We start from the raw sequence: 16,960 nt of genomic DNA, 5'->3' as shown, positions 1-16,960 counted from the left end.
CGCGCGAAACTACTTCGCCGTCGTCGCCATTGCCGCCACTCTGCTCTGGATAAGGTAACTGTCCACACGGCCTAGCTGAATAGGGTCCTCAATACTGTGCAAACAATTGCCTACCCGAATCCTCCACAAGGGGGGGCCCGCACGCCGATAGGTCATCGCTATGCCGCCGATTTCCCGGCGTCGCTCTTCCCATGGAGCCACGAACGCTGGCCGGAGCGGCCTTGAACCTGCCAGCCGGGCGATCGAGGCTATTCGGGTCATCAAAAAGAAAGCCCCAGCAATCAACTGAGATTGCTGGGGCTTTCTACCAACTTGGTTGCGGGGATAGGATTTGAACCTATGACCTTCAGGTTATGAGCCTGACGAGCTACCGGGCTGCTCCACCCCGCGTTAAACCGGATTTCCGCCTTGCATGGAGAGAGGCCGAACGTGAAGCGGACAACGCTTGGAAGGGCGCCGCTCGATCCGTTCGAAAACTTCCTGAGAAGGCGACCCGGGGCCGAGGGCAACCGGGCGCGAGGCGTATGTATCAATGCTGATCCGCTTTGGAAAGCCCTTCGGCACAGGTTTTTTGAGGTTTTGTGACGGCCAAATTAACAGGATTCGTGCGCGAATCGGGCGTTTGGAACCTCCCTTGCCGAAAAGGCCGCAAAAGGGGAGCCTCGGACCAAGAGAATCAGAGGACGGCCGGGTGATGGCTCAGTTCAGCAAGAACCCGCCGTCGACCGTCACCACAGTGCCGGTCATGTAGCGCGAGGCTTTTGAGGCCAGCAGCAGGATCGCGCCGTCGAGGTCGGATTCGGCGCCGACCCGGCGCTGCGGAATCCGTTTTGTCAGTTTCTCGCCGGCCGGCGTCGCCCAGAAATCGTGGTTCATCTCGGTGTCGATATAGCCGGGCGCCAGCGCGTTGATGCGGATGTTGTTGCCGGCGAGCTCCAGCGCCATCACCTTGGTGGCCTGGATGATGCCGGCCTTCGAGACCGTGTAGGGCGAGAGGAATTTCATCACGCCGAGGCCGAGCACGGAGGCGATATTGACGATGTTGCCCTCCTGCTTGCGCGCCATCATCCGCCGCGCCAGTTCGGTCGCCAGAAAATAGGCGCCCTTGAGATTGGCGTTGATCACGGCGTCCCAATCCGCCTCGGTCTGCTCGGTCGACAATTTCTCGATGGCGATGCCGGCATTGTTGATCAGCACGCTGACCGGACCGAATGCGGCTTCCGCGGCATCCAGCGCCTTGCCGATGCTACCGATGTCGGTGACGTCCATCTGCACCGCGCTCGCGCGGCCGCCCTTGCCCCTGATCTCCTCCTCCAGGCTCTTCAGCTTGCCGGTCTGCCGTGCCGCCAGGACGACGGCGGCGCCATGCGCGGAAAGGACGCGGGCGAATTGCCGCCCCAGCCCCTGGCTTGCGCCGGTGATCAAGATGGTTTCCTGGCTGACATCGAACAGATCGGACATGGGTACGTTTCCTAGAACCTGATATGCGCGCATTGATACCTACGATTTCGGCAGGCGCAACGCCGCAGGACTTATCAGGCCGCGCGGCGTTGGCTAAAGTGGTCCCATCGAACATTCTAGAAACCACCTGACATCACGGGAGTGAAACAGTGGATCTTGAGATCAAAGGGCGCCGCGCCATCGTCTGCGCCTCGAGCAAGGGTCTGGGCCGCGCCTGCGCCATCGCGCTCGCCAATGAGGGCGTCCATGTCACCTTGACGGCGCGCGGCGCGGAAGCGCTGAAGAAGACCGCCGACGAGATTCGCAAAGCGCATCCCGACGTCACCGTCACTGAGATCGTCGGCGACATCACGACGCCCGCGGGCCGCGAGGCTGTGCTGAAGGCCTGCCCGGAACCGGACATCCTGATCAACAATGCCGGCGGTCCGCCGCCCGGCGATTTCCGCAACTGGACCCGCGACGACTGGATCAAGGCGATCGACGCCAACATGCTGACCCCGATCGAGCTGATCAAGGCCACCGTCGACGGCATGATGGCACGGAAATTCGGCCGCATCGTCAACATCACCTCCGCCGCGGTGAAGGCGCCGATCGAGATTTTGGGACTTTCCAACGGTGCGCGCGCCGGCCTTACCGGCTTCGTCGCGGGCCTCTCACGCAAGACCGTCATCAACAACGTCACCATCAATGCGCTGCTGCCGGGGCCGTTCGAGACCGACCGCCTGCTCGGCACCGCGAAACCGGAAGCCGAGAAGCGCGGCATCACCCCCCAGCAAGTGCTGGCCGAGCGCGCCAAGCTCAATCCCGCCGGCCGCTTCGGCGATCCCGAGGAGTTCGGCTACGCCTGCGCGTTCCTGTGCGGCGCCAGGGCCGGCTTCATCACCGGCCAGAACATCCTGCTCGACGGCGGCGCCTTCCCGGGCACGCTGTGAAGATGGTCACGCTGTGAGAGCGGTCTGGTACGAGCGGACAGGGCCGGCGGCAGAGGTCCTGACCTTCGGCGAGATGCCGACGCCGGTGGCGGCTGCAGGCGAGGTGCGGATCCGCCTGGAGGGCTCCGGCGTCAATCCCGCCGATGTCGGCCGCCGCGGCGGCAATTATCGAGCGATGGAATATCCACGCGTGATCCCGAACAGCGATGGCGCCGGGATCATCGACCAGGTCGGCGACGGCGTGAAGCGGTTCAAGGTCGGTGACCGGGTCTGGCTGTTCAACGGCCAGCGCAACGGCCGCGCCTTTGGCACCGCCGCGGAATATATCACCCTCGCCGAGCACCTGGTGACGCCGCTGCCGGATCATCTCTCATTCGCGGAAGGCGCCACTCTCGGCATCCCCGGCATGACCGCGTGGTGCTGCCTGTTTGCGGACGGGCCGATCGTGGGCAAGACGGTGCTGGTCACCGGCGGCGCCGGCGCGGTCGGCCATTATGCCGTGCAACTGGCGAAATGGGGCGGCGCCGAGGTGATCGCAACCGTCAGCTCATCACACAAGGCCGAGCAGGCGCGGCGCGCGGGCGCCGATCTCGTGATCAACTACAAAGAGGAAGATGTCGTTGCGAAGGCGATGGCCTTCACTCATCAACGCGGCGTCGACCGCGTGGTCGATGTCGATTTCGGCGGCAATCTCGCTGCTACGCTGAAGCTGATGGCGGTCAATTCCACGATCGCCGTCTACGCCACCAACGGCAACCGCAACCCCGTCGTGCCGATGCGCGAATTGATGGAGAAGTGCATCGCCTTGCGCGCGCTGGTGCTGTTCGCGCTGCCGCCGCCGTTGCTCGCCGCAGCTCAAGCCGACATCACGAAATGGCTCGCCGCCGGACCGCGCCTTCACAACATCGCCGGCCAGTTTGCGCTGTCGGAGACGGCACAGGCTCACCTCGCGGTCGAGAAGGGAGACAAGCTCGGCACCGTTATCGTTGATTGCGCTCGTTAGAGCCTGATCGGGAGAGCGTGATCGGGAAAAGTGGGTACCGATCTTCCGAAAAGATCATGCTCAAAAGAAGGAAGCGGTGGGATGGAATGGAAAGTAGGCAGGGTCAAGATCACGAAGGTCGTCGAATTGGAGACGGTCGGGCACACCCGTTTCATCCTGCCGCTCGCGACCAACGAAGAAGTCCAGAAGCTGCCCTGGCTCATACCGCATTTTGCCACCGACGAAGGCCGGCTGAAAATGTCGATCCATTCGCTGCTGGTGGAGACGCCGACACGGCGGATCATCGTCGACACCGGGCTCGGCAATGACAAGCAGGGCCGCAACGTGCCGAGCTGGAACAACCGCAAGCATCCCTTCCTGGAGACGCTGACCGCGGCGGGCTTTCCCCCCGATAGCATCGACACCGTGCTGTGCACGCACCTGCATGTCGACCATGTCGGCTGGAACACGAAACTCGTCGACGGCGCATGGGTGCCGACCTTCTCCAACGCCCGCTACGTGTTCGGCCGGACCGAATTCGAGCATTGGCGCGACCACGGCAAATCGCCCGACAACATCGCGGTATTCACGGATTCCGTGAAGCCGATCGCGGATGCCGACAGGGCCGATCTCGTGCCTTCCGACCACCGCCTGACGGAGGAGATCACGCTGATCCCGACGCCCGGCCACAGCCCGGGCCATATGAGCATCCACATCCGCTCCGACGGCGAGGAAGCGCTGCTCACCGGCGACGTCGCCCACCATCCCTGCCAGATGGCCCATCCGGACTGGTCCTCGACGGCGGATTCGGACCACAAGCAATCGGCGGTGACGCGGCGCGAATTGTTCTCCCGCTTTGCCGACACGCCGACGCTGGTGATCGGCGGCCATTTCACCGCCGGTCACATCAAGCGCGAGGGGGAAGCCTTCAAGTTCATCGCTCTGGACAATGCGTAGGGTGGGCAAAGCGCAGCGTGCCCACCATTGCGAGCGAGGCGTTTGATGGTGGGCACGGCGCAAGTGCGCCTTTGCCCATCCTACCTACCCGCTTCCCGTTTTCGGCAGTTGAATTTCGCCCCGCGCTGCTCCATGAAGCGTCCTAAGTCCGTAAAGCCCAAAAACCCCTGTAGGGAGTGATCAAAAATGAAGCTTGTTCGTTACGGCGCGAAGGGTGAGGAAAAGCCCGGCCTGATCGACAAATCCGGCCAGTTGCGCGACCTGTCGGCGCATCTGAAGGACCTCACCGGCGAGGCCTATTCGCCGGAATCCCTGGCCAAGCTGGCCGCGCTCGATCCGTCCAAGCTGCCTGCTGTTCCCGGCAACCCGCGCTTCGGCGCGCCGGTCACCGGCATCTCGAAATTCGTCGCGATCGGGCTGAACTACACCGACCATGCCAAGGAAACCGGCAATCCCATTCCGTCCGAGCCGATCTTCTTCCTGAAGGCCAACACCGCCCTCTCTGGCCCGAACGACGCCGTGGAGAAGCCGCGCGGCTCGACCAAGCTCGATTGGGAAGTGGAGATCGCCGCCATCATCGGCACCCGCGCCAAATATGTCTCCGAGGCCGATGCGTTGAACCATGTCGCCGGCTATTGCGTCTGCAACGACGTCTCCGAGCGCAATTTCCAGATCGAGCGTCTGGGACAGTGGACCAAGGGCAAGTCGCACGACACCTTCGGCCCGCTCGGCCCCTGGCTCGTCACCAAGGACGAGATTCCAAACGTGCAGAGCCTCTCGATGTGGCTCGACGTCAACGGCCAGCGCCGGCAGACCGGCTCCACTTCGACCATGATCTTCTCGATGGCGAAGTGCATCTCCTACGTCTCGCAGTTCATGACGCTGTTGCCCGGCGACATCGTCACGACCGGCACCCCGCCCGGCGTCGGCACCGGCATGAAGCCGCCGCAATACCTCAATGTCGGCGACGTCGTGACGCTGGGCATCGAGAGCCTCGGCGAGCAGCGCCAGGAGATCGTCGCGGCGTAACGGCCGCCGCCTCGTCCTGAGGAGCCGCGTAGGGTGGGCAAAGCGAAGCGTGCCCACCATCACGAGCGCAGTTGCTAATGGTGGGCACGCTTCGCCTTGCTCACCCTACGGTTCAAGAGGCATCCCCATGAAGCTTACGTTCTCGCCCGCCTCGCTGTTTGCCCGCAAGGTGCGCATCGCTGCGATCGAGACCGGGCTGATCGACAAGATCGAACTGGTCCCCACCGCGGTCGCGCCAGGCACCGCGAACGACGCCTATACGCGCGATATCAACCCGCTGAAGAAGCTCCCGGTGCTGATCCTCGATGACGGCGACGTCATCCTCGATTCCTATGTCATTGTCGAATATCTCGACGATCTCGCCGGCGGCGGCAAATTGATTCCCTCGTCCGGACCGGCGCGCTGGAAGGCGAAGACCGATCACTCGCTGCTGCAGGGCATGCTCGATTCCATGCTGTTGTGCCGCTACGAAAAGATCGTGCGACCGCAGGGCTCGCAGTGGCAGGCCTGGTATGACGACCATTGGAACCGGGCCTGGGCCGGCATGGCGCGGTTCGAGCGGCGGGAGGATGTGCTTTCCGGGCCGTTCAACGTCGCCCAGATCGGACTGGTTTGCGTGCTCGGCTATGCCGACCTCCGCTTCCCCGACTGCGGCTGGCGCAAGGCCCATCCGAAGCTTGATGCGTTCAACCAGAAGATGCCGGAGCGGCCGTCAGTCAAGATCTCGGTGCCGCCAGCCTGAAGCGGAGTCTGCCATGAGCCTCACTTTCTCGATCGGCGACCTCACCATCCACCGCGTCATCGAGCAGGAGACGGCGTTCCTGCCGGCGCTGGACATGCTGCCCGGCCTGACGCCGGAAGTGCTGGCCGAGAACCGGGCCTGGATGCGTGAGGCCAAGGCGCTCGATGATAGCGACGTACTGCTCCTGTGCTTCCAGTCCTATGTCGTGAAGACGCCGCATCACACCATCCTGATCGATAGCTGCATCGGCAACGACAAGCCGCGCCCGCAGCGGCCGAAATGGAACATGAAGACCGACGACACCTATATGCGCGGCCTCGCCGCGGCCGGGTTCTCGGTCGAAGACATCGACTACGTCTTGTGCACGCATCTGCATGTCGACCATGTCGGCTGGAACACGCGACTGGAAAACGGCCGCTGGGTGCCGACCTTCCCGAGGGCGCGCTACGTCTTTGCAAGAAGCGAGTTCGACTACTGGACCACGCAAAACGAAAAGAGCGAGGTGCCGGCCTTCGTCGACAGCGTGCTGCCGATCCTGGAGTCAAAGCGCGAGGCGATCGTGACCAATGATTTCGCCATCGGCGACCACGCACGCATCCTGCCGACGCCCGGACACACGCCGGGCCATGTCGCCTTCACCCTTGGGCGCGGCAAGGACGACGCCGTGTTCTCCGGCGATCTCATGCACTCGCCGCTGCAGACGCACTATCCGGAACTGTCGGCGAAGTTCGATGTCGACCAGGCGCAGGCGGCGCGGACGCGGCGCAGTTTCCTGGAGCGCTATTGCGACACCGACACGCTCTGCTGCACCGCGCATTTCCCCTCGCCCTCGCTCGGCAAGATCCGGCGCAGAGGCGACGGGTTTAGGTGCGAGACGCTCGCTTAGCCGCGTAGGGTGGGCAAAGCGCAGCGTGCCCACCGTTAGAGACTCCGCCGTGATGGTGGGCACGCTGTGCTTTGCCCACCCTACGATTTGCTCAATCAAACAAGCTCGGCGTGTGGTTGACGATGGCGCCCTCGATCTCGAGCATCTTCAGCTTCGTCACCACGCCACCATTCGCCGAGAAGCCGCCGGGCTTGTCGCCGGCCGCGAGCACGCGATGGCAGGGCACGACGATTGGGCACGGGGTTGCGGCCGAGCGCCTGGCCGACGTCGCGCGACAGCTCGACGCCGCCAAGCTGCTTGGCGATGTCGCCATAGGTCATGGTCTTGCCCGGCGGTATCCTGCGCGCGATGTCATAGACGCCGCGGTTGAACGCCGGGACGCCGTCGAGGTCGAGCACGACCTCAGCAAGGTCGTTCGGTTTGCCCGCGAGCAGTTCGGTCATGGCCTCGATCGCACGTCTCACGTCCGCGGGCGGCGTGGCTTCCGTCATCTCGTCGCTCCGCTGCTGGATGCGCTTGCGGGTCTTTTCCTCGCTCCCCATCGGCAATTGCACGCCGGTGATGCCGCGCTCGCCCCACACTACGCCGCAAGCGCCGATCACGGTGTCGAAGATCGCAAAATGCTGCTCGGTCATGGCTTGCTCCATATCCGCTTTGCTCCATGTAGGAGCTTGATCCTTGTCGCGGAATCTAGGCTTGGCGAATATTGCTAACCACCCGAATCCTGGCCGGAACCCGAGGCATCGGCAATACCGGATCGGCGGCATCCACTTGAAAAAGCGAGACTTCCGCCCCGCGTTTTCGGGCATGGGCAGCGCCTGCCTTCCATGGAATCATGGGCCGTCCCTTCAGCTTCCACGAGCCCCTGCATGCAAACCCTTCGCGTCAACGGATACGACATGGCCTATCTCGAAGTAGGCGAAGGGCCGCCATTGGTGTGCGTGCACGGCTCGCTCTGCGATTTCCGCATCTGGTCGGCGACGCTGGGACTTCTGTCGCGCAAGCACCGCGTGATTGCAGTCAGCCTGCGGCACTTCTTCCCCGACCGCTGGGACGGTGTCGGCGACACCTATTCGATTGCCCAGCACGTCGAAGACGTCATCGCCTTCCTCGAGCAGATCGAGCCGAAGCCGGTCGACCTGATGGGCCACTCGCGCGGCGGACACATCTCCTTCCGCGTCGCGCAGCGGCGGCCGGATCTGTTGCGCAAACTGATCCTGGCCGAGCCCGGCGGCGAACTGGATGAAACGCTCGATCCCGAGTTCAAGCCGGGCCCCTCGCCGCTGGCGGCGCGGATCGCCGCCTCCGCGGAAATCATCGCCAAGGGCGATATCGATGGCGGGCTGCAGATTTTCATCGACGCGCTGGAAGGCCCCGGCGCCTGGAAGCGGTTGCCGGCGGCAGTGAAAGAGCCGTTGCGCGACAACGCGACGACGCTGATTGGCCAGACAAGCGACAAGCGTCCGCCGTTCTCGAAGGCGGACGCCGAAGCGATCCGGACGCCGACGCTGTTCATCGGTGGCGCCAACACCAGAGGCGCGCTGCCGAAGGTGCTGCACACGCTGGCGGCCCATGTGAAGGGTTCGCGCACCGAGATGATCCCGGGCACGACGCATCCGATGTTCGAGCAGGCGCCGCAGCGCTATTGCGAGATCGTGCTGGACTTTCTGGCGGAGTGACTGCCGCTCATCTCCGCCGCCGCCACGTCATTGCGAGCGCAGCGAAGCAATCCATTTCTCGGGTCGCTGAGGCATGGATTGCTTCGCGGAGCCTGTCATCGGGCGGCGCTGCGCGCCGACCCGGTGGCTCGCAATGACGAGTGGAGAGGCGCATCACTTGTGATCGAGATACCACGAGCCATCCCAGGCATCGGCGGGCGGATCTATCTTGAAGCCGTCGATGCGTTTGACAAAGGTCATTGATGGCCCGTCGGCGGGAACCGCTTCAAGTGCTTCCTTGAAGGCCTGGAGCGCGTCGTCCCAATGTCGGGCGCGATAAGCGGCAAGTCCGTCGGAATATCGCTTCAACAATGACAATTGCGCCGGGCTCAGCTCGCCCTTGCGCCCGATGATCTCGAACACCGTAACCGGCCGCGTTTGGCCAACGACGACCAGCCGATCGACCTCGCGAAACTCGATCGCATCGGCGGTCGCTTTCACGGTCGCTTCGGAAACCAGGGCATGGCTTCCGTATATCTTGTTCACGCCCTCCAGGCGCGAGGCAAGGTTCACCGCGTCGCCCATGACGGTGTAGCTCATCATGAATTCCGAGCCGATGCTTCCCACCAGCACCTCGCCGGTCGCAACCCCGATGCGAACGTCGCATTCACTCGGTACCGACCGCACGCCAAGCAGCTCGGGCAATTCCGTCCGCAAAGCCGTACCGCGATCGGCCATGTCGATGGCGGCAAGGCAGGCAAGCCGCGCTTGTTCGCCATCCTCGTTGAATGGCGGGCCCCAATAGGCCATGATCGCATCACCGATATATTTGTCGATGATCCCCTGATGACTGCGGATCGGGCCGGACATGGTCGAGAGGTAGTGATTCATCACCTTGACCAATCCCTGCGGCGTCATTCCTTCGCTGAGGCTGGTAAAGCCCTTCATGTCGCAGAACAGCACGGTCATGACACGGCGCTGACCGTCGGCCGCGGTCAAAGATTGTCTTTCAATCAATCCCTCCACGACCCGCGGGTCGATATATCTGCCGAAGGTCTCGCGCATCCGCTCCTTGTGGCGCAATTGCTCGACCATCTTGTTGAACGCCGCCGTTAGCTGGCCGATCTCGTCCCGGGTCGTGACGTCGATCGAGCCATCGAGCCGGCCGGCTTCGACCGCGCGGGTCCCTTCCAGCAAGCGCCTGACCGGCCGCGTGATGCCGGTGCTTACGAAGAACGAAAAGAGCAGGCCCAGTATCGCGGCAAGTGCCGTCAGAATGACGGAGGCCAAAATCGACCTTTGCTGATCCTTCATCGTCACCGCGGCGTCGGCGCGCACCTGCGCCAGCATCTCCCCGCGAACCTCATCCACTCTCTGGTTGAGTTCATTGCGCAGGGCTTCGGTGCGAGCAAGACTGGCATTGACTTCGGCAAGATTGCCGGCTTCGAGCAACGGCAGCAGCCGTTTGTGCTCCTCACCCAGATAGCGGCGGAGGTCGCTATTCAGCGTCTCAATTCGATCGTCGATCCGGCCCAGCCTCGCGTTGTCGGATTCGGTGGAAAGATCCGCGATGATCGCGTTGACGAGGCCACGCGCGGTCTTCGCTTCCTGATCGACTTCCAGGCCCTTCGCCTCGTAGACTTTCTGCTGCTCGGCCACTGCAGCCTGGTCCGGTGGCGATTGCATGCTTGCGATCACCATCCTGCGGAGAGCCAATGCCTGCTCAAGCGAACGGACATTCATCCGCGCCAGATGACCGTAAGCCTCAACATATTTCGTCGTCAGCTCATCGAGCTGGTGGGCGATCCTCCTTGCCATCACCGTCGACAACACCGAGATGATGGCCATCAGCACGATCAGCCCCATGGCAATGCCAAGGATTCGGTTTCTGATTGTCGGTTGCAGCATTAATCGGCGCTCTGACATGACAGGCGGAATCTTCAAAGTAAGAACGGGATGACGCGAGAATGGGAAACAGGGCCGATCGAGACGAGGCCAACCGACTTGGCCAACCCAAGCGTCTGATCAGCCTTCGCGAATGTAGCACAGTTCCAGAGACTGGATTAGGTGTCGTTTTCAGCGTCACCGGGATTGGCGGGCTTTTTCTGCGCAGGCCTTAAGTGCTCAATAATGAATTCAGGAAAAGGCGATGCGGCCGGTGAGGAGGCTTCGGAGAAGCTCGACACCGACCGATGCAATGTTCAGACGGCCTCTCTCCAAGGGAAAGAGGCGGGAGGCGTGGCGATCACATCTTCCACGCGCCGACCGGCTGGCGGACGGCGACGTTAAGGCGATTCCAGACGTTGATGACGGCGATCGCAAGGATCAGGGACGCCAACTCCTTTTCGTTGAAATGCTTGTCGGCCTCGCGCCAGATCGCATCCGGCACCCCCTCCTCGCGATCGCTAAGCCGGGTCAGCGATTCCGTCAGCGCAAGCGCGGCACGCTCGGCGTCGGTGAAATAGGGCGCATCGCGCCAGGCAGCGACGCAGAACAGCCGCTCGTCCGTTTCCCCAGCCCTCTTCGCGAGTTTCGGATGCATGTCGACGCAGACGCTGCAGCCGTTGATCTGGCTGGCGCGCAGGTGCACGAGTTCGAGCAGTTTCTCGGGCAGGCTGCCGTGCGGCAGGTTGCTGAGCGTCTGCATCGTCTTCATGGCCTCGGGAATGACCATCACGGGGTGGTTCATGCGGGCTTGCATCATTTGTTCTCCATGCCGTTGGCTTTGACGCAGTCCAGCCGATTTGCTGTCACACCGGCCGGATTTGCTTCGTCATGGCCATGACGGACGCGAGATGGAGAGTGTGACCGATGGACGAGAAAAATTTTCTGGCTGCGCAATTCGAGACCAACCGGGCCGATCTCCGCGCAGTGGCCTACCGCATGCTCGGCTCAACGAGCGAGGTCGACGACGCCGTGCAGGAGACCTGGCTGCGGCTGAGCCGCACCGATGCCTCCGCGGTCGAAAATCTGGGAGGCTGGCTGACCACCGTGATCGCCCGTGTCTGCCTCGACATGCTGCGCGCGCGCAAGGCGCGCCGCGAGGACCCGATGGGCCCGCATGTGCCCGAGCCGGCCGCGCACGATATGCATGAGCGCGACGCCGAGATGGCCGATTCCGTCGGCGCGGCGCTGCTGGTGGTGCTGGATGCGCTCGCGCCGGCCGAGCGGCTCGCTTTCGTGCTGCACGACATGTTCGCCGTCCCCTTCGAGGAGATCGCGCCGATCGTCGGCCGCACGCCGGCGGCGGCGCGCCAGCTTGCAAGCCGTGCCCGGCGCCGCGTGCAGGGCTCCCGCGAGGCCGCCGATGGCGATGCGCCGCGGCAGCGCCGGATCGTCGAGGCATTCCTTGCGGCCTCGCGCGACGGCGATTTCGAAGGCCTGCTCGCAGTGCTCGATCCCGGTGTCGTGTTCCGCGCCGACGCTGCAGCGCAGCGATTGGGATCGCTGGCGGAAATCCGCGGCGCGACGGCGGTTGCCGAGACCTTCAAGGGACGGGCGCAGGCTGCAAAGCCGGCACTGGTCGATGGCGCCCCGGCGCTGGCGGTCATTCTCGACGGGCAACTGCGGATCGTGCTGCAGTTCACCATTGCGGGCGACAGGATCACGGCGTTCGAGGCCGTTGCCAATGCGGAGCGGATCGCGGCGTTCGACATCGAGATGCCTCCGAGCAACTAGGCTGAGGGCAGCCAGGTTTCGCCTTGACTGCATCTAGGGCCGGGGGTAGCCTTTCCGAATACGGAATTCCGTATTCCGAAGGAAACGCCCGGTAATGCTCCCGCTCGAGCCGCTACCCAACCTGATCGACCAGGTCTATGCGCGGATCCTGGAGGCGATCATCGACCGCACGCTGCCGCCCGGGCAGCGGATCACCCAGAACGAGCTTGCCGAGAAGCTTGGCGTGTCGCGCCAGCCGGTGTCGCATGCGCTGCATCTGTTGCACCGGCAGGGATTGGTCGCCGAGAGCGGCCGCCGCGGCTTCGAGGTGACCCAGCTCGATCCGCAGCGCATCCGCCAACTCTACGAAGTCCGCGGCGCGATCGACGCGCTGGCGGCGCTGCTCGCCGCCGGGCGCAGCAGAACGGATGCCACCGGCCGCGGGCGGCTCGAAGCGGCGCTTACCGCCGGCCGCGCGAGCGACGCGCACACGCCGCTCGCAGAACTGATCGCGCGCGATGTCGACTTCCACAGCGCGATCTACGCGCTGTCAGGCAATCCCGCGATCGAGGAGATGATCGCTCCGCAATGGGCGCATATGCGCCGCTCGATGGCGACTGTGCTCGCCGAGCTCGACTATCGCGAGAGCGCCTGGGCCGAGCATGAGCAGATCGCCGCACATGTCCTTGCCGGCAACGCAAGGGCGGCCGAGGCCGCAGCCCTTGCGCATGCGCAGATGGCAGGCCGGATGACTGAGGAAAGACTGAGAGCGACCGACGTCGCGGCGTGATCGGCGCGCCGTCAAAGAAAACCAAAAGGAGGAAGCACCATGAAACTGACGCCAGAGCAGATCGAATTCTTCAACCGCGAGGGCTGGCTGTTCCTGCCCGAATTGTTCAGCCAGGAAGAGGTAGATTTCCTCGCCCGCGAGGCGATGAACATCTACGACGCCAACCGCCCCGAGGTATGGCGCGAAAAGAGCGGCGCGCCGCGCACCGCCTTTGCCGCGCATCTCTATAACGAGGCTTTCGGCGCCCTCGGCGCACATCCGCGCATGATCGACCCGATCGAGCAGATCTTCGGCGAGAAGGTCTACATGCATCAGTTCAAGATCAATGCGAAAGCGGCCTTCACCGGCGACGTCTGGCAATGGCATCAGGATTACGGCACCTGGAAGCGCGACGACGGCATGCCGGAGCCGCGTGCGATGAACATCGCGATCTTCCTCGACGAAGTGATGCCGATCAACGGCCCCTTGATGCTGGTGCCGAAGAGCCACCACGCCGGCGACCTCAAGGCCGCCCATGACCTTCAGACCACCTCCTATCCGCTGTGGACGCTGGACGAGGAGACCGTGACGCGCTTGGTGAAGGACGGCGGCATTGTCGCGCCGACCGGCAAGCCCGGCGGCATGCTGATGTTCCACGGCAATCTCGTCCACGGATCGAGCGGCAACATCACGCCCTATCCGCGCAAGATCGTCTATCTGACGCTGAACGCGGTCTCGAACTACATCCGCACCCCGACGCGGCCGGAATACATCGCCCACCGCGATTTCACGCCGATCCAGACGGTCGCAGACGACGCGCTGGTGCGGCTCGCGCGTGCGCCGCGACAGGCGGCGGAGTAGTCTCTCACACTGTCATTCCGGGGCGACGCGTAGCGTCGAGCCCGGAATCCATTTCTCCGCTCGCGCATGCGGCCCGATGGATTCCGGGTTCACGCTTCGCGTGCCCCGGAATGACGAAAACAACGATCATCGGATATCCCGCCATGAACCTCCATCACCTCCTCAAAGCCCGCGCCGCCGCCGGCAAGCCGGTTCGCGTGGCGCTGATCGGCGCCGGAAAGTTCGGCTCGATGTTCCTGTCGCAGGTGCCGCATACGCCGGGGCTGGAGGTGCCCATCATCATCGATCTCGACCGCGACCGCGCACGCGAGGCGTGCCGCACCGTCGGTTGGGACGATGATCGGATCAAGGCCACGACGTTCACCGATGACGGCGTACGCGCGATTGCCGGCGGCCCGATCGATGTGGTGGTGGAGGCGACCGGCAATCCTGCGGTCGGCATCAAACACGCGCGCGCGGCGATTGCGGCCGGCAAGCACGTCGTCATGGTCAATGTCGAGGCCGACGTGCTGGCGGGCCCGCTGCTTGCGGAAGAAGCCCGCAAGGCCGGCGTGGTCTATTCGCTCGCCTATGGCGACCAGCCGGCGCTGACGGCCGAAATGGTCGATTGGGCGCGCGCCACCGGCTTTCGCGTCGTCGCCGCCGGCAAGGGCACGAAGTATCTGCCGGCCTATCACGACGTGACGCCGGAAGGCGTCTGGAGTCATTACGGCCTCACCGCCGGCGACGCGCAATCCGCCGGCATGAACCCGCAGATGTTCAACTCCTTCCTCGACGGCACCAAATCCGCGATCGAGATGGCAGCGATTGCGAACGCCACCGGCCTCGACGTGCCCTCCGACGGCCTCTTGTTTCCGCCATGCGGCGTCGACGATCTCCCGCATATCTTGCGGCCGCGCGAGAAAGGCGGCGTGCTGAAGAAGTCGGGCGTGGTGGAAGTGGTGTCGTCGATCGAGCGCGACGGCCGTCCCGTCTTCCGCGACCTGCGCTGGGGCGTCTATGTCGTGCTGGAAGCGCCGAACGATTATGCCGCCGATTGCTTCAAGCAATACGGGCTGAAGACCGACGCCTCCGGCCGCTATGCGGCGATGTACAAGCCCTATCATCTGATCGGACTGGAGTTGAACATTTCGGTCCTGTCGGCAGCATTACGCAATGAGCCAACCGGCCAGCCGCATGGTTTTCGCGGCGATGTCGCCGCAGTCGCCAAACGCGATCTGCGTGCGGGCGAAGAGCTCGATGGCGAAGGCGGCTACACGGTGTGGGGCAAGCTGATGCCGGCACAAGCGAGCCTTGCCGCCGGCGCATTGCCGATCGGGCTCGCCCATCGCGTGAAGCTGAAGAACAATATCGCGCATGGCGCCGTGGTGCGCTGGAGCGATGTCGAGATCGACACCAATAACGAGACGATCAAGACGCGCAAGGCGATGGAAGCTGCGTTCGGCGGGACGAAGGCAGGCGCCGAGCGCGTGCGTGCCTGAAGATTGAGCGCGCGCTTCGCAACTGCGATAGAGCATTGCGCTTGATTATCGGTGGGCGAACGGTCATGCTCGCTGACGGAACCGGAAATTTCGGAATTCCGAGAACAAGAGCCTTTTGAAGGCCCGCCAACCTAATCACCACAATCCAGCGTCGGTCACCGACGAAGCCAAAAACGACACTCAAGATCGTTGTCCCTCGTCGAGGTATCGACAGAACCAAGAGGGGAAACGCAATGAAACGTCGTGAGTTCTTGAAGGCAGGCGGCATCTCGCTCGCCGCGAGCGCCATTGCTGCGCCCGCGGTTGCGCAATCGATGCCGGAAGTGAAATGGCGCCTGGCGGCGAGTTGGCCGAAAGCGCTCGATACGCTCTATGGCGGCTGCGAATTTTTCTGCAAGCGCGTGGCCGAGATCACCGACAACCGATTCCAGATCCAGCCGTTCGCCGCCGGCGAAATCGTGCCCGGCCTGCAGGTGCTCGATGCCGTGTCGAACGGCACGGTCGAGATGGGCAACACCGCGCTCTATTATTACTGGGGCAAGAACCCGGCCTTCACGTTCGGCACGTCGCTGCCGTTCGGCCTCAACACGCGCCAGCACATCTCCTGGCTGCAATGGGGCGGTGGACAGGATCTGCTCAACGATCTGCTCAAGGAATATGGCTGCACCAGCGTTCCGACCGGCTCGACCGGCGCGCAGATGGGCGGCTGGTTCCGCAAGGAGATCAAGTCAACGGCGGACCTTCAGGGCCTCAAATTCCGCGTCGGCGGCTTCGCTGGCACGATCATCGCCAAGGTCGGCGGGGTGCCGCAGCAGATCGCTGGCGGCGACATCTATCCGGCGCTGGAGAAGGGCACCATCGACGCTGCCGAATGGGTCGGCCCCTATGACGACGAGAAGCTCGGCTTCGTGAAGGTCGCGAAGTTCTATTATTATCCCGGTTGGTGGGAAGGCACCGGCCAGGGCCACAACCTCATGAATCTCGAGAAGTGGAACAACCTGCCGAAGCATTATCAGGCCGCGGTCCAGGCCGCATCCGAAGACTGCTTCACCTGGGTCACCGGCAAATATGACGCCGTCAACCCGCCGGCGCTCAAACGGCTGATCGTCGCCGGCGCGCAGCTCCGCCCCTTCCCGCAGGAAGTGCTGGAGAGCTGCTACAACGCCGCGAACGAGATCTATGCCGATCTCGCCAAGACCAACCCGCACTTCAAGAAGATGTACTCAAGCCTTTCGGCCTACCGCAACGAATCGCTGGCCTGGATGCAGGTCGCCGAATTGAGCTTTGACAGCTTCATGATGCGGATGCGGACGCGGACGTAAGCGACCCATCAGCGAGAAACAGCAAAAGCCCCGGAGACGCTCCGGGGCTTTCGGTTTCTGTCATTCCGGGGCGCGACGAAGTCGCGAGCTCGGAATCCATCCAACCGCGGAGTGCATGGCGAAATGGATTCCGGGCTCGCGCTACGGTGAGCGTCATCCGGCGACCACGCACTGAGGGCTGATCTGGTCGGCTAGGAAGATCTCGTGGATTGTTTCGTCACGA

15 protein-coding genes, 1 tRNA gene and 1 pseudogene are annotated in these 16,960 nt (G+C 63.5%); 12 read left to right on the top strand and 5 right to left on the bottom strand.

Features of this window, described 5'->3' with window-relative positions:
• Positions 1-313: 313 nt before the first annotated feature.
• Positions 314-390 (bottom strand) — tRNA-Met (locus AAFX91_RS27305).
• A 309-nt stretch (positions 391-699) separates the two neighbouring features.
• On the bottom strand, positions 700-1,461 hold the full coding sequence (locus AAFX91_RS27300) for an SDR family oxidoreductase (RefSeq protein WP_282529401.1): 762 nt from the start codon (positions 1,459-1,461) through the stop codon (positions 700-702).
• Positions 1,462-1,610: 149 nt separating this feature from the next.
• Between AAFX91_RS27300 and AAFX91_RS27295 the strand changes: the two genes are divergently transcribed.
• The 6 genes from AAFX91_RS27295 to AAFX91_RS27270 all read left to right on the top strand — a co-directional run bounded on the left by AAFX91_RS27295 (position 1,611) and on the right by AAFX91_RS27270 (position 6,989).
• Positions 1,611-2,393, top strand: a complete 783-nt coding sequence (locus tag AAFX91_RS27295; protein WP_282529400.1) for an SDR family oxidoreductase — start codon at positions 1,611-1,613, stop codon at positions 2,391-2,393.
• Positions 2,394-2,406: 13 nt separating this feature from the next.
• Positions 2,407-3,396 carry an NADPH:quinone reductase gene (locus AAFX91_RS27290; RefSeq protein ID WP_394568702.1) on the top strand — a complete coding sequence of 330 codons (990 nt, stop codon included), beginning with the start codon at positions 2,407-2,409 and terminating at the stop codon, positions 3,394-3,396.
• Between the two features lie 81 nt (positions 3,397-3,477).
• Entirely contained in the window at positions 3,478-4,332 is an 855-nt protein-coding gene (locus AAFX91_RS27285) for an MBL fold metallo-hydrolase (RefSeq protein ID WP_394568701.1), read from the top strand.
• A gap of 186 nt (positions 4,333-4,518) precedes the next feature.
• Positions 4,519-5,361 (top strand): fumarylacetoacetate hydrolase family protein, encoded by an 843-nt coding sequence (locus AAFX91_RS27280; protein ID WP_394568700.1) that lies wholly within the window; start codon positions 4,519-4,521, stop codon positions 5,359-5,361.
• Positions 5,362-5,488: 127 nt separating this feature from the next.
• Positions 5,489-6,103, top strand: coding sequence for a glutathione S-transferase (locus tag AAFX91_RS27275; RefSeq protein WP_394568699.1), 615 nt, complete (start codon positions 5,489-5,491; stop codon positions 6,101-6,103).
• 13 nt (positions 6,104-6,116) lie between these two features.
• Positions 6,117-6,989, top strand: a complete 873-nt coding sequence (locus AAFX91_RS27270; protein ID WP_394568698.1) for an MBL fold metallo-hydrolase — start codon at positions 6,117-6,119, stop codon at positions 6,987-6,989.
• Between the two features lie 91 nt (positions 6,990-7,080).
• Here the strand turns inward: AAFX91_RS27270 and AAFX91_RS27265 are convergent.
• Positions 7,081-7,624 (bottom strand): annotated as a pseudogene (locus tag AAFX91_RS27265) (methylated-DNA--[protein]-cysteine S-methyltransferase).
• Between the two features lie 234 nt (positions 7,625-7,858).
• Between AAFX91_RS27265 and AAFX91_RS27260 the strand changes: the two are divergent.
• On the top strand, positions 7,859-8,668 hold the full coding sequence (locus AAFX91_RS27260; RefSeq protein ID WP_282529393.1) for an alpha/beta fold hydrolase: 810 nt from the start codon (positions 7,859-7,861) through the stop codon (positions 8,666-8,668).
• A gap of 153 nt (positions 8,669-8,821) precedes the next feature.
• Here the strand turns inward: AAFX91_RS27260 and AAFX91_RS27255 are convergent, their stop codons facing one another.
• Entirely contained in the window at positions 8,822-10,555 is a 1,734-nt protein-coding gene (locus AAFX91_RS27255; protein ID WP_394568697.1) for an adenylate/guanylate cyclase domain-containing protein, read from the bottom strand.
• Between the two features lie 337 nt (positions 10,556-10,892).
• Positions 10,893-11,348: a carboxymuconolactone decarboxylase family protein gene (locus AAFX91_RS27250; protein ID WP_394568703.1), complete on the bottom strand. Its 456-nt coding sequence runs from the start codon at positions 11,346-11,348 to the stop codon at positions 10,893-10,895.
• Positions 11,349-11,458: 110 nt separating this feature from the next.
• Between AAFX91_RS27250 and AAFX91_RS27245 the strand changes: the two genes are divergently transcribed.
• From AAFX91_RS27245 to AAFX91_RS27225, 5 genes are all read left to right on the top strand, one after another.
• Positions 11,459-12,325 carry a sigma-70 family RNA polymerase sigma factor gene (locus tag AAFX91_RS27245; protein ID WP_394568696.1) on the top strand — a complete coding sequence of 289 codons (867 nt, stop codon included), beginning with the start codon at positions 11,459-11,461 and terminating at the stop codon, positions 12,323-12,325.
• A gap of 94 nt (positions 12,326-12,419) precedes the next feature.
• Positions 12,420-13,094, top strand: coding sequence for a GntR family transcriptional regulator (locus AAFX91_RS27240; RefSeq protein WP_394568695.1), 675 nt, complete (start codon positions 12,420-12,422; stop codon positions 13,092-13,094).
• 39 nt (positions 13,095-13,133) lie between these two features.
• Positions 13,134-13,934: a phytanoyl-CoA dioxygenase family protein gene (locus AAFX91_RS27235; RefSeq protein ID WP_282529390.1), complete on the top strand. Its 801-nt coding sequence runs from the start codon at positions 13,134-13,136 to the stop codon at positions 13,932-13,934.
• A 143-nt stretch (positions 13,935-14,077) separates the two neighbouring features.
• A complete protein-coding gene (locus AAFX91_RS27230; RefSeq protein WP_394568694.1) occupies positions 14,078-15,415 on the top strand; it encodes an NAD(P)H-dependent oxidoreductase in 1,338 nt (445 codons plus the stop codon).
• 233 nt (positions 15,416-15,648) lie between these two features.
• Positions 15,649-16,737, top strand: a complete 1,089-nt coding sequence (locus tag AAFX91_RS27225; RefSeq protein WP_282529388.1) for a TRAP transporter substrate-binding protein — start codon at positions 15,649-15,651, stop codon at positions 16,735-16,737.
• Positions 16,738-16,960: the final 223 nt, after the last annotated feature.

Origin of the sequence: Bradyrhizobium sp. 31Argb (assembly GCF_043638955.1) — a bacterium.
Taxonomy (GTDB): domain Bacteria; phylum Pseudomonadota; class Alphaproteobacteria; order Rhizobiales; family Xanthobacteraceae; genus Bradyrhizobium.
Note: the sequence above shows the minus strand (reverse complement) of the source record. Positions and strands in the feature narration are given on the sequence as shown.

Coding starts and splice junctions, on each gene's coding strand:
- AAFX91_RS27280 (WP_394568700.1), top strand. CDS start 4,519: ATGAAGCTTGTTCGTTACGGCGCGAAGGGTGAGGAAAAGCCCGGCCTG.
- AAFX91_RS27250 (WP_394568703.1), bottom strand. CDS start 11,348: ATGCAAGCCCGCATGAACCACCCCGTGATGGTCATTCCCGAGGCCATG.
- AAFX91_RS27230 (WP_394568694.1), top strand. CDS start 14,078: ATGAACCTCCATCACCTCCTCAAAGCCCGCGCCGCCGCCGGCAAGCCG.
- AAFX91_RS27270 (WP_394568698.1), top strand. CDS start 6,117: ATGAGCCTCACTTTCTCGATCGGCGACCTCACCATCCACCGCGTCATC.
- AAFX91_RS27300 (WP_282529401.1), bottom strand. CDS start 1,461: ATGTCCGATCTGTTCGATGTCAGCCAGGAAACCATCTTGATCACCGGC.
- AAFX91_RS27225 (WP_282529388.1), top strand. CDS start 15,649: ATGAAACGTCGTGAGTTCTTGAAGGCAGGCGGCATCTCGCTCGCCGCG.
- AAFX91_RS27275 (WP_394568699.1), top strand. CDS start 5,489: ATGAAGCTTACGTTCTCGCCCGCCTCGCTGTTTGCCCGCAAGGTGCGC.
- AAFX91_RS27285 (WP_394568701.1), top strand. CDS start 3,478: ATGGAATGGAAAGTAGGCAGGGTCAAGATCACGAAGGTCGTCGAATTG.
- AAFX91_RS27245 (WP_394568696.1), top strand. CDS start 11,459: ATGGACGAGAAAAATTTTCTGGCTGCGCAATTCGAGACCAACCGGGCC.
- AAFX91_RS27240 (WP_394568695.1), top strand. CDS start 12,420: ATGCTCCCGCTCGAGCCGCTACCCAACCTGATCGACCAGGTCTATGCG.
- AAFX91_RS27255 (WP_394568697.1), bottom strand. CDS start 10,555: ATGCTGCAACCGACAATCAGAAACCGAATCCTTGGCATTGCCATGGGG.
- AAFX91_RS27260 (WP_282529393.1), top strand. CDS start 7,859: ATGCAAACCCTTCGCGTCAACGGATACGACATGGCCTATCTCGAAGTA.
- AAFX91_RS27235 (WP_282529390.1), top strand. CDS start 13,134: ATGAAACTGACGCCAGAGCAGATCGAATTCTTCAACCGCGAGGGCTGG.